Annotated in this window: 11 protein-coding genes; 8 read left to right on the top strand and 3 right to left on the bottom strand. The window is 41.4% G+C overall.

The annotated features are described in order from the left end of the window. Positions 1-2: 2 nt before the first annotated feature. On the bottom strand, positions 3-317 hold the full coding sequence (locus tag ICU98_RS06940) for a hypothetical protein (RefSeq protein ID WP_215351711.1): 315 nt from the start codon (positions 315-317) through the stop codon (positions 3-5). 64 nt (positions 318-381) lie between these two features. Between ICU98_RS06940 and ICU98_RS06935 the strand changes: the two genes are divergently transcribed. Genes ICU98_RS06935 through ICU98_RS06925 form a run of 3 tightly spaced genes read left to right on the top strand, consistent with a single transcriptional unit; the run spans position 382 to position 2,921 of the window. Continuing rightward, positions 382-714 carry a hypothetical protein gene (locus ICU98_RS06935; protein ID WP_215351709.1) on the top strand — a complete coding sequence of 111 codons (333 nt, stop codon included), beginning with the start codon at positions 382-384 and terminating at the stop codon, positions 712-714. Between the two features lie 7 nt (positions 715-721). Next, positions 722-2,629 carry a DUF3857 and transglutaminase domain-containing protein gene (locus ICU98_RS06930; RefSeq protein WP_215351707.1) on the top strand — a complete coding sequence of 636 codons (1,908 nt, stop codon included), beginning with the start codon at positions 722-724 and terminating at the stop codon, positions 2,627-2,629. Between the two features lie 31 nt (positions 2,630-2,660). Next, the gene (locus ICU98_RS06925; RefSeq protein ID WP_215351704.1) at positions 2,661-2,921 is read left to right on the top strand and encodes a hypothetical protein; all 261 of its coding nucleotides are present in this window, start codon (positions 2,661-2,663) and stop codon (positions 2,919-2,921) included. Positions 2,922-3,150: 229 nt separating this feature from the next. Here ICU98_RS06925 and ICU98_RS06920 read toward each other — a convergent pair whose 3' ends face one another. Then, the gene (locus ICU98_RS06920; protein WP_215351701.1) at positions 3,151-3,756 is read right to left on the bottom strand and encodes a hypothetical protein; all 606 of its coding nucleotides are present in this window, start codon (positions 3,754-3,756) and stop codon (positions 3,151-3,153) included. Then, the gene (locus ICU98_RS06915; protein ID WP_215351698.1) at positions 3,753-4,226 is read right to left on the bottom strand and encodes a hypothetical protein; all 474 of its coding nucleotides are present in this window, start codon (positions 4,224-4,226) and stop codon (positions 3,753-3,755) included. The genes ICU98_RS06920 and ICU98_RS06915 overlap by 4 nt, the downstream gene beginning before the upstream one ends. A gap of 153 nt (positions 4,227-4,379) precedes the next feature. Here ICU98_RS06915 and zorA point away from each other — a divergent pair, with 153 nt between their 5' ends. From zorA to ICU98_RS06890, 5 genes are read left to right on the top strand one after another with little or no spacing between them, the layout of a single operon-like run. After that, positions 4,380-6,338 (top strand): anti-phage ZorAB system protein ZorA, encoded by a 1,959-nt coding sequence (gene zorA / locus ICU98_RS06910; RefSeq protein WP_215351696.1) that lies wholly within the window; start codon positions 4,380-4,382, stop codon positions 6,336-6,338. Continuing rightward, positions 6,338-7,087, top strand: a complete 750-nt coding sequence (locus tag ICU98_RS06905; RefSeq protein ID WP_215351693.1) for a flagellar motor protein MotB — start codon at positions 6,338-6,340, stop codon at positions 7,085-7,087. The genes zorA and ICU98_RS06905 overlap by 1 nt, the downstream gene beginning before the upstream one ends. After that, positions 7,066-8,547, top strand: coding sequence for an EH signature domain-containing protein (locus tag ICU98_RS06900; RefSeq protein ID WP_215351690.1), 1,482 nt, complete (start codon positions 7,066-7,068; stop codon positions 8,545-8,547). The genes ICU98_RS06905 and ICU98_RS06900 overlap by 22 nt, the downstream gene beginning before the upstream one ends. Continuing rightward, the gene (locus ICU98_RS06895) at positions 8,547-12,527 is read left to right on the top strand and encodes an SNF2-related protein (protein ID WP_215351688.1); all 3,981 of its coding nucleotides are present in this window, start codon (positions 8,547-8,549) and stop codon (positions 12,525-12,527) included. The genes ICU98_RS06900 and ICU98_RS06895 overlap by 1 nt, the downstream gene beginning before the upstream one ends. Continuing rightward, on the top strand, positions 12,524-12,940 hold the full coding sequence (locus tag ICU98_RS06890; protein ID WP_215351685.1) for a hypothetical protein: 417 nt from the start codon (positions 12,524-12,526) through the stop codon (positions 12,938-12,940). Before ICU98_RS06895 ends, ICU98_RS06890 begins: the two co-directional genes overlap by 4 nt. Position 12,941 lies beyond the last annotated feature (1 nt).

The following is a 12,941-nucleotide window of genomic DNA, read 5'->3' as shown; positions in this document are numbered from 1 at the left end:
TTTTACCAACCTTTCACAGAAGGCGCCTGAGGTGCTTGGCGCGGCGTATTGATCGAAGTATTTGGCGCTGCATAAACAGGTGTAGTTGAAGTCCCTTGATAAGCACCCTGAGGGCTATAAAAATTGGTCTGCCCGTTATCGGTTTGAAAAGACTGAACGTTCTGACCAGTGACGTTGTAAACATTAGTGACACCGCTTGGCGCTGTTTGACTATAGCCAAGGTAATTCCCGGTGGGTCCATAAATAGCCTGAGCTGATGCTCCCCGTGCCATTAGAGCGGCTTGGGCTATTAAAAATAGAGTGATTAGATATTTCATGTTGACCTCCAAATAAGTCTTGATGGAGTTAGATTAAAAGCAATAAGGCTCACCCAATGAGCTAGTGGCTCAAGAAAATGAAATACCTAACAAATTTCATAAAGAGCCCATGTTAAGCACCCTTGTATTCGTTACCTTCATGCCTCTGCAGGTTTCTCCAACCGGAAAGTCAGTCGTACCCCTCTCTAGGCCTTTGGCTGTTGCTGCCTATGTTGATGCCTCAAAGATCTTAGGTTTACCTAAGTTCAGGCTCAGGGATGGAAATGGTAATCCCTACATGCCAGAAAAAACACTTCTACAAGAACCGTTGGCGATGATCCATGACAGCGCAGGAATTATTTTCACCAGCGAAGTAAATAAACGAAAAGTCTACATACAATCGTATGTAAGGCGCTAAGGATCTTATGAAATTTGCAATTCAATCAATTAGTAGTCTTGCGGCAGTCCTTATGGGATTCTTATTGCTCGCCAATGTTGGCATAACCAGCGCAGGCAGAGGTGAGCTCGAATCACTTTCTGCTGTTGAAAGAGCCATCATCACAGAAACTATTCAGGCCGATGGTACGGTTGTCGAGATTGATGAACTCACTACCTTGGTGAAATCGCAGTTAGTCGTTGACTCTGAGTCACAAGCCGACTTGCCATATAACTCCACGCTATCTAAGCTGGAAGTGCTTGATGCCTACACAATCACCCCTAAGGGAGAAAAAATTCCGGTAGCCGCCAATGCAATACGCACAGTAGAGGATGACAATAGCTCAGGCGCAGCTATGTTCTCCGATCAAAAACACAAGATCATCATCTTTCCAAAGGTAACACCGGGATCTAAAACCTATTACAAGACGAAGCTCACGACCTACAAGCCACTATTGCCAGGTTATTTCTATACCAGGCTGATCTTCTCGCCTAATGTGGAGGTGAGGTCTTATGAGTACAACCTCAGTTATCCGGAAGATTTAAAGCTGTATACCGATATTAAAGACGTTAAACAAACGAGAGATGAAGTGGTTGGTGGCGTACGTTATGTGAGCTACACATATGAAAACCTCAAGATGAAGAAAAAAGAACCATATCAGGTCTCTAGTAACGACTATGCTCCCCATATTTATATTTCCAGCTTCCCAAGTCAAGAGGCTTTTGCCAAGGCATATGAAGAGCGCATTAAAGGTAAATTCATCATCACCCCAGAGATTCAGAAACAAGCTGATGAGATAACTAAAGGGCTAGAGAAGAAGGTTCAAAATGATCCAAAACTCGACCTAAAAAAAGAACAGGCCAAGGCGATCTATCACTGGGTAGCCAGAAATATTCGTTATGTAGCTATCTACCTTTCTGATGGTGGAATCGTGCCACACGATGCCAATAGCGTGCTGAAAAATCGCTATGGTGACTGCAAAGATCACAACGCACTCTTAATCACTTTATTAGCAGCCAAGGGCATCGAAGCAACCAGCGCATTAATTAACTCAGGTAATGCTTATGTACTCCCTAAATACCCAGTCTTCGGGCCTTTTAATCATGTCATCACCTATATCCCAGCCTGGAATCTATATCTAGACTCGACCGATGAGATGGCGAGCTACGGCACGTTGCCCTCGGATGAGATGGATAAGCCTGTACTACTCACTAAATTAGCAAAGGTAGGGCGCACACCCAAGCCTAAGAAAGAAGATAGCGAGATGGCTACTGGTATCTTTATGCAGATTGAGAAAGATGGGCGGATTACCGGTAAGGCACACACTATGTATTTTGGAAGTGCAGCAATCAGTGCTCGTTATAAATATGAGGGTGCTGAAACATCCTACTCAGAAAAGCTAGTAAAAAACCAGTTAGCTAAATTTAGGCAAACAGGTGAAGGCAAGATCACCACTAGCTATGTCTATGACCTTGATAAACCCTTTACAACTGACACTGAGTTCACCTTAGACGCCATTGCAAATGTGCCAGGACCAGGCGCAATGACAGTGCCTATTGGCTTAGCGCCTGGAGAGTTGGCTGCCATTGCCAGTGATAGGCCGCCTGAGAAATTTACAGTTCCATATATCTGTTCCACCAGAATGGTAGGAGAGTCATACCAGATCAGATTTCCTAGCAACACCAAGGTAACGCGTATTCCACCTAATGTAAGCTACAAAAAAGCCGGCATTGAATATGAAGCCACCTATAACGAAGTCAAGAACAATATCTTTGTTATTAGAAAGCTAGCCATTCAAAGACCGGGAGCAGTCTGCCAGCCAGAAGAGCTGCAGAACTGGAAAGACTTCTATCAAGTCTTCATTAAAGATATGCGTGGGCAGATTTTTTATGAGTAACAAAAGAAGCTCTAAATAAGGAGAGAAATAAATGATTCAAATGCCAGAAGATGATGATTACACGATTCGCAACTGTGTCTTTGCATTTAAGTGCACAGCAAAGTGGGATGAGTTAACCCCAACGGATGATGACAAGGTGCACTTTTGTAATGACTGTCAAAAAGAAGTTCACTTATGTGAAGATGATGACGAGCTTGTAAAGTCAGTACGCCTTAATCGCTGCATCGCCATCTACCGTGAAGGGGGTATGGTGATGGGGGATTTGATCGGTAGAGTTGTAATTAACGAATAGAAAAACAGCCGGTCTTTCCCGGCTGTCAGCTTGCTCGCACCCTGAAGGAGGCCCCAACGAAATGGGTATAGCAGAATGCACATGCTGGTATGGTTTTCTCATGAGAAGGGCTAATGAATAAAAGGCAGTCCTTTGATCTTAGGGCACTCATACCTGATCCCGGCGATCACCAAAACAAATCAAACATCTAATGAATTAATTAAAGCAGGGCTAAAGCTCAAATCATGAGCTAATTAGATTCAGTAATAAATTCTCCTAAGACCTGCCCATCGCGAACCCTGGCATACCCTCTGAGATCACTTGTAGCAGCAAAGCGGTGCTTCCCGCATTTACTACCCTTGGACACATAAAAAGCCCACATTTCATCGCGATCATCATTCATATCAGTCAGAAAATTTACCCAGCCTTTATTTAGATGCCCAAAGGGTAGTGCAGGTACGCTTGCTAGAGGGTCAATGATGTAACTGGCAATCTCTGCATCAACTGGATTGACTATTGCTACTAGGTGTTCAGGTAGGCAATTAAAGTCAGGAGCATCATAGAACTTTTGTTGAACAGCATTATTGCGCTTCTCTTTAATAAACCAAATCATAAATCCTGGCCAGCCAACTAAGACGCATATCAAGGCAATGCCATATACACCGGCCTCTTTTAGTCTATCCAGTAGTTTTTCTTCTTTACCCATTATCTTCATGAGACCTTTGGCAAAGTCAGAGGGCTTTTCAAGCCATGTTGAGACAAGCAAGTAGATAATAATTAAAGCACCTGGGGTGATATAAAGAAGTAGATACTCAAACCAGGTCTCAGGCCTCCATGACAATAGAGAGTCCATCATTGTTGTTTCCTCAGAAAAGATGGAATCTTTGCTGGATCAATCGGCTCTTCTTCAGGCACCTGATTATGCCGGGCGTGCTTATTAACCAGTACACCTTGTTTAAAGTCCATCAAGAGGTCATATTCATAGATACTGCCGTATCCCATATGACGGTATTTAAGCTGGGCGCCTTGAGGACAGCGCAATTCGCCTGTGAACCAGTGTGCAAAGACCTTATCGCAACCAGGAAAAACATCAGATAGCCCAATAATCTCTTCATAGGTCTTGTGGGCAGACAAAGCTACCAAATAGAGACGCTCAACACCTTCATGCTCCAGAATTTCCCAGGTGCCAACATAACCACGCCAATTCGCAGTGTGTGGGGATTGAAAGGAAATTCCAGTTTGACGAAGATAAAGCGACAAGGGGTTGGTGAATAAGGGAATCTCCTTACCGCCGTAAATCAGCCTTTCTGAAACTTGTGCTGTCATAATTTCCTCGCGATGTTTTATGCAGAGGAATGCAGTATGTCTAGGACGAAGCTCACATATTGAGCCCCCTTATATAAATTACCTATATAAAATAGAAATATATAGGGTGTAACTGTGTATGCTGGATACAAATACAAAAGAAAGAAGTAAAAAATGAGTTTTTTAGTACATTTAAATTGGCTAATTTTGGCGCCAGTTGTAGGGATTATTGGCTATCTCTTATTTCAATTCATTGCCCAATATCTACGGCCAGCAAAAAAACTTCAATTGGAACTGATAAAGATAGCAGATGGGTTGCTGAAATATAAGAAGGAGAATATTCAAATATTAGAAATATCTAATTTGAATCCCATCTTTTCGGAAGAGCCGTTTAAGCATTTATGGGCCGAATATGAGGATACCTTGCATCTAGTTCGCACGCCGGATGGTGAACCAATCTCCATGCGTGCAACATCGACTTCTGAAGTTTACTTCTCCAAAGAATCAGTGGTAGATACACAAATTGAAGCTGATTTTTATAGGCATTTGCCTGGCATTTTGACTGGAATTGGTATTGTTGGAACGTTTAGTGGATTAGTTTGGGGGCTGCATCTATTTGATGCAGACAGTCCCGAGACCTTAGGTTTATTACTTCAAGAGGTTACATCAGCATTTATTGGATCAGGCTTAGCAATCTTTGCTGCAATTGGGATTACCTATTTTGAGAAGACAACATTAAATAAATGCTACCGCTTACTAGAAACAGTTAATAACCGAATTGATGATTTATTTTCTAAAGGTGTTGGCGAGGAATATCTATATAGATTGGTTAGCGCATCTGAAAAAAGTTCAGCCAATACAGCAAGTCTTAAAGATGCATTGATTGATGATTTAAAGCAGTTAATGCACGAGGTAGCGGATAAGCAAATAAATGCTCAACTTCAATCGGCACAAAACTTCTCATCGCAAGTATCGGGCGCTATTAAAGAGAGCCTCGATGCTCCGATGAAGGATTTAATGGATGTAGTGGCCAGAGCTTCAGGAGAGCAGGGCGGCGCTGTTACCGGTATGCTAGAGAACTTGCTAAGCGCATTCATGGCAAAAATTGATGAGACCTTTGGATCTCAAATTCAAAATATCAATACTGCAATTCAGAAATCATCGGATTCGATGACCATGGTTCAGGAGGCAATGACTCGATTAATTACGGATATTTCAGGTGCTGGTCAAAAAGCTACATCTGAAATGTCAGCCAAGATGGAAGAGTCAATGTCCAAGGCTGCTCTTGCACAAGAGCAGATGAATCAACAGCTACGAAGTTTTGTAGAGGAATTGCGTAATTTAATTTTGGAGCAGCAAAATCAAACTAAGCAGGCGATGGATGAGACTATGCAAAATATTCTATCCGAGCTTGAAAAGTCAATTTCTGTAATTTCTGCCGAAAGGGAAAATCAAGCTATTGCCGATAAAGCGCGGGCAGATCGTTTGGTGGAAGAAACAGAAGGTCTTTATAGCGGATTAACTGATAATGTTGTTCAGTTAATGACTGACGTAAAGAACGCAGCCTTTAAGACCGAAGAAAATATCAGAGCTATTCAGAATGCTGCAACTGGCGCTATTTCAGGAATGAATGACGGTGCGCTTGTGATGCGAGATGCGGCGGATAGATTTTCTAAGGCTGGAGATAGTATAGGTGGTGTGTTTGATAAGAGCCGTGTAGTAACGGATCAATTGGAGCAAACAGCCTCCACACTTCAGATGGCTTCTTCATCGGTAAGAACGGCATTTGAGAAGTATGATGAGTCTCGTGAATCTGTTCAGGGTTATGTACTACAGCTGCAGACCCTTGTAGAAAATGCTAAAAAAGAGGCTGGTCTAAGTACTCAAATGCTTTCTGACTTAGAAAGAATTTTGGGTTCATTGCAGGCCGCTGAAAAACAAAGCACTGATTATTTAAATCAAGTTAATTCTGTGCTCAAAGGCTCATTCCAGCAGTTTGGACAAGAAATGGTTGCCCAGGTTGAGGCGCTAAAAGTTTCATCAGATACCTTACTCACTGGCTCATTAAGTGCCTTAGAGGGTGCTGTGCAGTCAATGTTGATGTCGGTTGCCAAGCTCAAGAAGTCTGAATAATGTTTAATCAAAGATCTTCTAAGAAGTCATATAAGGATGAGGGTGAAAAGCCTTTTTGGATTTCGTATTCAGATCTGATGACTGCTTGTATGACCCTTTTTTTAGTGGTCATGGCTGCCAACATTATTATGATTAAGACCAAATATCTTCCGGAATACGAGGCTGCCGCCAAGAGGGAGCAATCAATCTCGGACTGCGCTAAAAAACTTCAGAAGAATGCAAATCAAGAATTTCCTGGAAAAGCCCAGATCGAATACAACAAAGGGGATGCAATAAGGATTGATCTGGGTTCCATTGTTAAATTCCAGGAAAAGTCCAATGAAATTAGTCCAGAGGCTTCAAAATTTTTACGACAATATATCCCGGCCGTATTAAAAACAGTTAAAGAAAATCAGTGTCAAGATTATTTTCGACGTGTAATTGTTGAGGGATACACAAGTAAAACGGGTAACTATATGACTAATCTTGATCTTTCTTTAAAAAGAAGTAGGGAGGTCGTTTGTGAGCTTGCAAAGAATGACCCCGATGGTTCAGGTGGCTTATCTCTTGATGAAAAAAATCAAGTGAAGAGACTTTTCTTGGTTGGTGGGTTCTCCTTCAATTCGCAAAAAAGAAGCGATGAAGAAAGTAGACGGGCGGAATTGAAGCTAGAATTCTGGCAATTAGGCGACGATAAAAAGAGACAACAAGAGTCAACAATAGATTTATCGGGGAAAGATTTTGGTGTATGTCCTTCGCAAACCTACTAAAAAATTCTCTTGCTGATTTAAATAATACTTTTCAATTTGAGTTGAAAAGTGATCGTGGTGAGAGCTATCCTAAGCTATCCAAGATTCATAAAAAAATAACAGATGAATTTACTTTTATTCTAAAGCCAAAGGATGAAGTTGCTTATGCAGCGGCACGCAGTTTTCTTGATGGCTCCTTAAGTGGTGATGTAGGTGAGTACGAAATAATTTCATTTGTTCTTACAAAACCCATTTCTGAATTAGGTGGAATATCTGTTGCCTCAGATGGTGTAAAGCTAAGGACTCTCTTCGATCGTTATACAACTGAGTTTGAGAATGACAAGATTGATGGAATCTTTTGGTTTGGAGTTTTTCAATCTTACTTTCAAGCACAAAAGATAAATTACGAGGGTGATACTTTTTTTAATTCCCAACGGGCTATACGTAATTTCTTGGCTAAAACTTGGCCTTATGTAAAAAAGAATGCAACCTTTTCAACTAATTGGATGAAAAGTATTGAGGCAAACCAACATTTACTTGGAGAGTCGCCATGTGAGATTTATGGTGCTGAGTGGCTTGCTGGTAGCGAGGTTCGGGTTAAGCAAATTAAACAAGAGTTGCATATTCCGGATGCAAGCTGGTTTTGGGAGGAATTCTTTAAGTCCTGCTTGAAAGCTTCTTTATCTCAATCTGATGCCAAGTTTAAAGAATCTATACCCCTAATTATTTCCTTGTTGAGGCGACACCCATCCTATTTGGATAATGGTTTGCGCGCCTTGTTGGATAGGTATAGGGCATCCTCAGATATACGGGTTCACAGGGAACTTAAAGAATTTGCTTTAGAGACTTGGAAAAGCCCCAAGCTGCGGAATACTGGAGCTTCAAAATGGATCCATGTATCGGATCCCACATGGCGCATGGTATTGACGTGGGTGCAAGAAGCCAATCTCAGACTATTCTTTGAACTGCTCAAGCGCCGAGGTGTTCCGGATCCACATGGAAGACTTGATTTTTGGATGCAGTATATAAATCAAATAACCTTCACCCGACTTGTGTTGGGTGAGGATATGCGCAGATATTTGACGGCACATCCAGAGTTAAAAGAGCACTTTAAAAATGATGTCGAGTCATACGCCAATCTAATGGGCGCTAAAGGTGAGTCATCGCTAGATGCATTCATTATGGAAATCAGCGGACATTTAATTGTTGAGTTCAATCCTCATGGTGGATGCTACATCTATCAAAAAGGGGAAAATAAATTTAATGTAAATGCGGTCAGTCTTGATGCATCTACAAGCTCAAAAGGTTTAAAAGAGCGTTATTACACTGGTAGCGCCAAAGGTCCTGACATTGTGCACAGAGAGGGATGGCAATATAAAGCTAGAACCTATCAGTTGCCTGCATTTGGCATCTTTGATGATGTCCGAGCTGGTAAAGTGAGCTCAGGAACAATCACATTTTCAATTGACAAATATTTCTAATGAACTTTCTTAGTAGACTTTTTAAATCACATCCTGAAGTTAAAAATGTTTTCGATGGGATGAGCAATAGTCCTGCTTCTCAAAATTTAATTCAGCCTAGTTTTTTTTATGATGCTGTTTCATATTCTACTGGTGCACACAATGCCCTAAGTACACCTAGCGAACTGATGGATATTGCAACTGATCCTGCTAAGGGTAGTCAGCAGTTAATCTACTTAGCGCAGCTTGTCTCCGACGGGATTGCAATACTCAATGGTTCTGATGTAGTTATTTCTTGGGCTCATCTTTATGCCTTAGAAGCAGATATTGATCACGAAGATTCCATATATTTGTTATCACTTCCACAAATAGATAAATCATCTCCAGTTCTTGGTGAGGTAGGAACGGTGGCGGATAAATTCTTCAGGTTACGAATTGATGGTTGGCGTGAAGCCTCAGGTCGTAGCATCAGGCTTAGAAAGTGCCTTGGGGGCGCATTTGTTGATGGTTCAACATACTCACTTCAAACAAAAGAGTCTTGGGAGTTGATAGATTTTATTACTCGCCATCAAGGATTTGAAGACCAGTCACGCTCACAATCTGATAATGAAATATTGTGGGGTGAAGCACGTAAACTAGCCTTGTTGGCAAAAGCGGAGCTTTCACCATACCTATTCTCAACTATTGTTTTGGTCCCAAGTCTGCTAAAGATGCGTTATATCAGAGCGCAAGCCTTGGGTACTAGCGTTGTAACAATCGAACCCTATTTTGATGGAGCGCCTGATAATTGGATGGGTCAGTTTGATGCATTTAAATTCATCCCTGAACATAGTGATTTTCCAACCGCAACAGGTAAAACAAGAGTTATCTTTCCTGAGGCGATTAGAGATGTTCTTACAGTCATCAAAACACAATTTGATGGACGTAAGGTTGCTGGTAGTAAGGCCGAAGCATTTCTTAGAAATCCCTTCGCTTATCTTGGTGAAGCTGCCTCCAAAGTTTTAGATGAGAAGCAGATACAAGAAGCTAAGGAAGAAGCTGGAATTTACTCTACTCGAATTACGCTTTTTCCTGACATACAAAAAGGAACCATTGTAAGTGTTACTGCAACCATATATCAGAATCTTGAAGATGGGATGGCGAAGGCCGATAGATCAATTATTTCAACTGCCCATGAGCTTAACTTATTAATACAAGAAATTGAATCGGCTCTCTCGGAAGAGCGTCAATTTTTTACTTGGCGTAATTTTGTAATTGATGTTGATGGTGATCTTTATCAGACATTGGATAGCGCTAAGGTTTGGTTCAATGTTTGGAAAGATCAGGTAAAAAATTTCATAGACTTTAACGACATTTATGCTCTCGATAATTATGGTGGGCGAATTGATGGTATTGGAGTTGCAAAACCCATCTACTCAGCTTACATAAAAAAAGAGGGTGGAGATGACTCTTCTTGGGCGCCACCGCTTCTCGGTGTTTCATTAACTCCAGGCTCAGCACCTGTTTTTATAGCTGTTGATGAAATATGGGTAACGGAATTTGAGGCTAAGATTGAGCAGGCAAAGGCAGCAGGTGTCGACAAAGTTGCCGATCCCCGATTACCAATTCCTCTTTCAATACCTGAAGCTATTGATTTAGTAAAAGAGCTAAAGGTTTTGCTTGGGATTATTGGTTCAGGGGGTGATCCTCTGCCGCCTGGCCCAACTCCGCCAGGCCCAACTCCACCTGGCCCGACTCCACCTGGCCCGACTCCACCAGGTCCAACCCCGCCAGGCCCGACTCCACCTGGCCCGACTCCACCAAGTCCAAACCCGCCAGGAAAAGGTCGCAAAGAGACGCTCTTGGTGAAAGTAAATATTACACAGCTTGACTATAGTGAAACTGCGGCAGAGGAAATGCGTGCGGCAATACTTAAAGTGCCAGAAGGCTTTTCGCCTCAACTACCTACTGATCTGAAGAGTGAAATTAAGTTAAAAAAACATCAGTTAGATGGATTAGCTTGGATGCAGTACTTGTATTCAAAAGCTCCGGAATATTGTCGAGGTGCATTGTTGGCTGACGATATGGGGCTTGGAAAGACATTACAACTTCTATCATTGCTTTCTTGGTTTTATGAGCGCAATCCAGAGGCGCCGCCTTCATTAATTGTTGCGCCTCCAGTATTAATGCAAAACTGGAAGAATGAAGCTAAGAACTTTTTTAATAATTTTCCAGAGATATTGCTGCTTCATGCTGATGGGTTAAGTGCTAGAAGACAGCCCAAGCAATTTATTGATCAGTCATTACTTGATAAGAAGATTGCAAACCTATTAACGCCAAATTGGTTAGGTTCTGCGAAGGTGGTCTTAACTACATATGAAACTGTACGAGATTATGAGTTTAGTTTAGCTAGACAAGAATTTACGTTCATGATTTGTGATGAAGCTCAAAAAATTAAAACGCCAAATGCACAATCTACAACAGCGGCTAAAAAACAGAAGGCTAAATTTAGAATTGCTTGCACAGGAACGCCTGTAGAAAACAGTTTGGCAGATTTATGGTGCTTGTTTGACTTTATACAGCCTGGATTGCTTGGGGCTCTAGATGAATTCGGTAGAACATATAGAAAACCGATTGAGGCTAAGGAAGCCGGCGATGAAAAGGCGGCAGAAGTAATCGAAAATCTGCGTGCAATAGTTAGCCCTCAGATTTTAAGAAGAATGAAGAGTGATATTGCTGATGAGTTGCCTCAGAAGATATTAGTTTCAAATGATGAATATGAGTTTGATGGAGCTCTTAGGAAAAGGTTATCTGTTCCCATTTCAAATCATCAGAGAAATTTATATGCGCAGGGATTGCGTCAAATTGCAGCAGCAGCTCAAGAAAAGGATGCAAGAAGAAGGTCAAATATTTCTTTTGCAGTTCTCCATTTTGTAAGAGCTTTGTGTTCCGAACCCTATTGTCTCCCAAAGACCACTTTTGCTATAGATACAAATGGGGTCGACACTCATTTAAATAATGCTCCTAAATTGAAGTGGTTATTGAGTACGCTGGAAATGATTGCACAAAAGCAAGAGAAAGTGATCATATTTACAGATATCAAGGAAATTCAAAGATCATTAGTTCTGTTTATACGTAAACGCTTTGATTTTTCAGCGCAGATCATTAATGGAGATATTGATGATCGACAGGATTTAATTGATGCGTTCCAATCACGCGACGGTTTTGGCGTAATCATTCTCTCTCCATTGGCTGTTGGCTTTGGAGTAAACATAGTTTCAGCCAATCATGTGATCCATTTCACGAGAACGTGGAATCCGGCTAAAGAAGGCCAAGCAACAGATAGGGCATATCGTATTGGGCAGACTAAGGATGTATATGTTTATTGCCCAACTATCACAGCTGAAGACTTTGTGACCTTTGACGCTAAGTTAGATCGATTAATGACTTTAAAGATGGATCTTGCTGGGGATATGTTAGATGGGGTGGGTTCTGATATACCATCCGGAACATTAATGCCAGATAGTGGCCCTGGTGGAATTAAAGTTGATGCAGATAAGTTGGTTGATATAAACCGTGTCGATACTCTGGATGGGGCTACATTTGAGGTATTTTGTCAGCTACTATTTGGCGCCTATCCAAATAAAGCCTACATTACCCAAAAACAAAGAGGTGATGGCGGCATTGATATTGTTGTTATTGGTATCGATGGCAAAGGTATGATTGGTCAGTGTAAACACAGCACGCAAGATGAGCTAGGGTGGGATGCAGTCAAAGAAGTTACCGCTGGAAGTCCGGCTTATCAGGCAAGGCATCCGGGCGTAATATTCCAGAAGGCTGCAATTACTAATAAGAAATTTAATGCAACTGCAATTCAGCAGGCCAACACTCTTGGAGTAAAGCTAATAGGAAGAGCTGAGTTGATTGAATTGTTGAATAAAGTCCAGCTTAAGCAATTAACTCTGGATGAAGAAATTTTTAAGTTCTATATGAGTACGTCTAAATCTTCGGTGAATATATGAGTAGGAGTTGGCTTTGGGGTCAAGAGGATGATTTGAAAGTTGTGGATTGGGTAGGAAAAGCGAGTAAAGAGGCTTTATTGAATGGCGATACTTCTCTCGCCTCGGAAATTCTAAAGGGCGCTAGTAATTTTTTTGCACCAGAAGCATTGGTTGGTTCGTTGGGGGGTAATTCTGAACTTGTATCAAACTGGCTATACGACATTTATTCAATGATATATTCTGGCACCCGGAATATATCCCATCCAGAAATTGAACCTATACAAACGCATCATTCGGTAATTAATTGCTTTAGATTACTAAACTCATTTTTTGATTTGAATGATCTTCACACCCCGAGGCTTGTAACATTAGGTGAGCCAATACCAGATTTAATAATTCCCGAGCCTTATTCAAATGATGGCATTGTTGGCTAAT

This window comes from Polynucleobacter sp. MWH-P3-07-1, assembly GCF_018687555.1.
Classification (GTDB): Bacteria; Pseudomonadota; Gammaproteobacteria; order Burkholderiales; family Burkholderiaceae; genus Polynucleobacter.
The sequence above is the reverse complement of the archived record's forward strand: the minus strand, read 5'-3'. Positions and strand labels throughout refer to the sequence as shown.

Excerpts from the sequence above, each read along its gene's own strand:
- ICU98_RS06940 (WP_215351711.1), bottom strand. The coding sequence starts at position 317 with ATGAAATATCTAATCACTCTATTTTTAATAGCCCAAGCCGCTCTAATG.
- ICU98_RS06930 (WP_215351707.1), top strand. The coding sequence starts at position 722 with ATGAAATTTGCAATTCAATCAATTAGTAGTCTTGCGGCAGTCCTTATG.
- ICU98_RS06925 (WP_215351704.1), top strand. The coding sequence starts at position 2,661 with ATGATTCAAATGCCAGAAGATGATGATTACACGATTCGCAACTGTGTC.
- ICU98_RS06920 (WP_215351701.1), bottom strand. The coding sequence starts at position 3,756 with ATGATGGACTCTCTATTGTCATGGAGGCCTGAGACCTGGTTTGAGTAT.
- ICU98_RS06915 (WP_215351698.1), bottom strand. The coding sequence starts at position 4,226 with ATGACAGCACAAGTTTCAGAAAGGCTGATTTACGGCGGTAAGGAGATT.
- zorA (WP_215351696.1), top strand. The coding sequence starts at position 4,380 with ATGAGTTTTTTAGTACATTTAAATTGGCTAATTTTGGCGCCAGTTGTA.
- ICU98_RS06905 (WP_215351693.1), top strand. The coding sequence starts at position 6,338 with ATGTTTAATCAAAGATCTTCTAAGAAGTCATATAAGGATGAGGGTGAA.
- ICU98_RS06900 (WP_215351690.1), top strand. The coding sequence starts at position 7,066 with ATGTCCTTCGCAAACCTACTAAAAAATTCTCTTGCTGATTTAAATAAT.
- ICU98_RS06895 (WP_215351688.1), top strand. The coding sequence starts at position 8,547 with ATGAACTTTCTTAGTAGACTTTTTAAATCACATCCTGAAGTTAAAAAT.
- ICU98_RS06890 (WP_215351685.1), top strand. The coding sequence starts at position 12,524 with ATGAGTAGGAGTTGGCTTTGGGGTCAAGAGGATGATTTGAAAGTTGTG.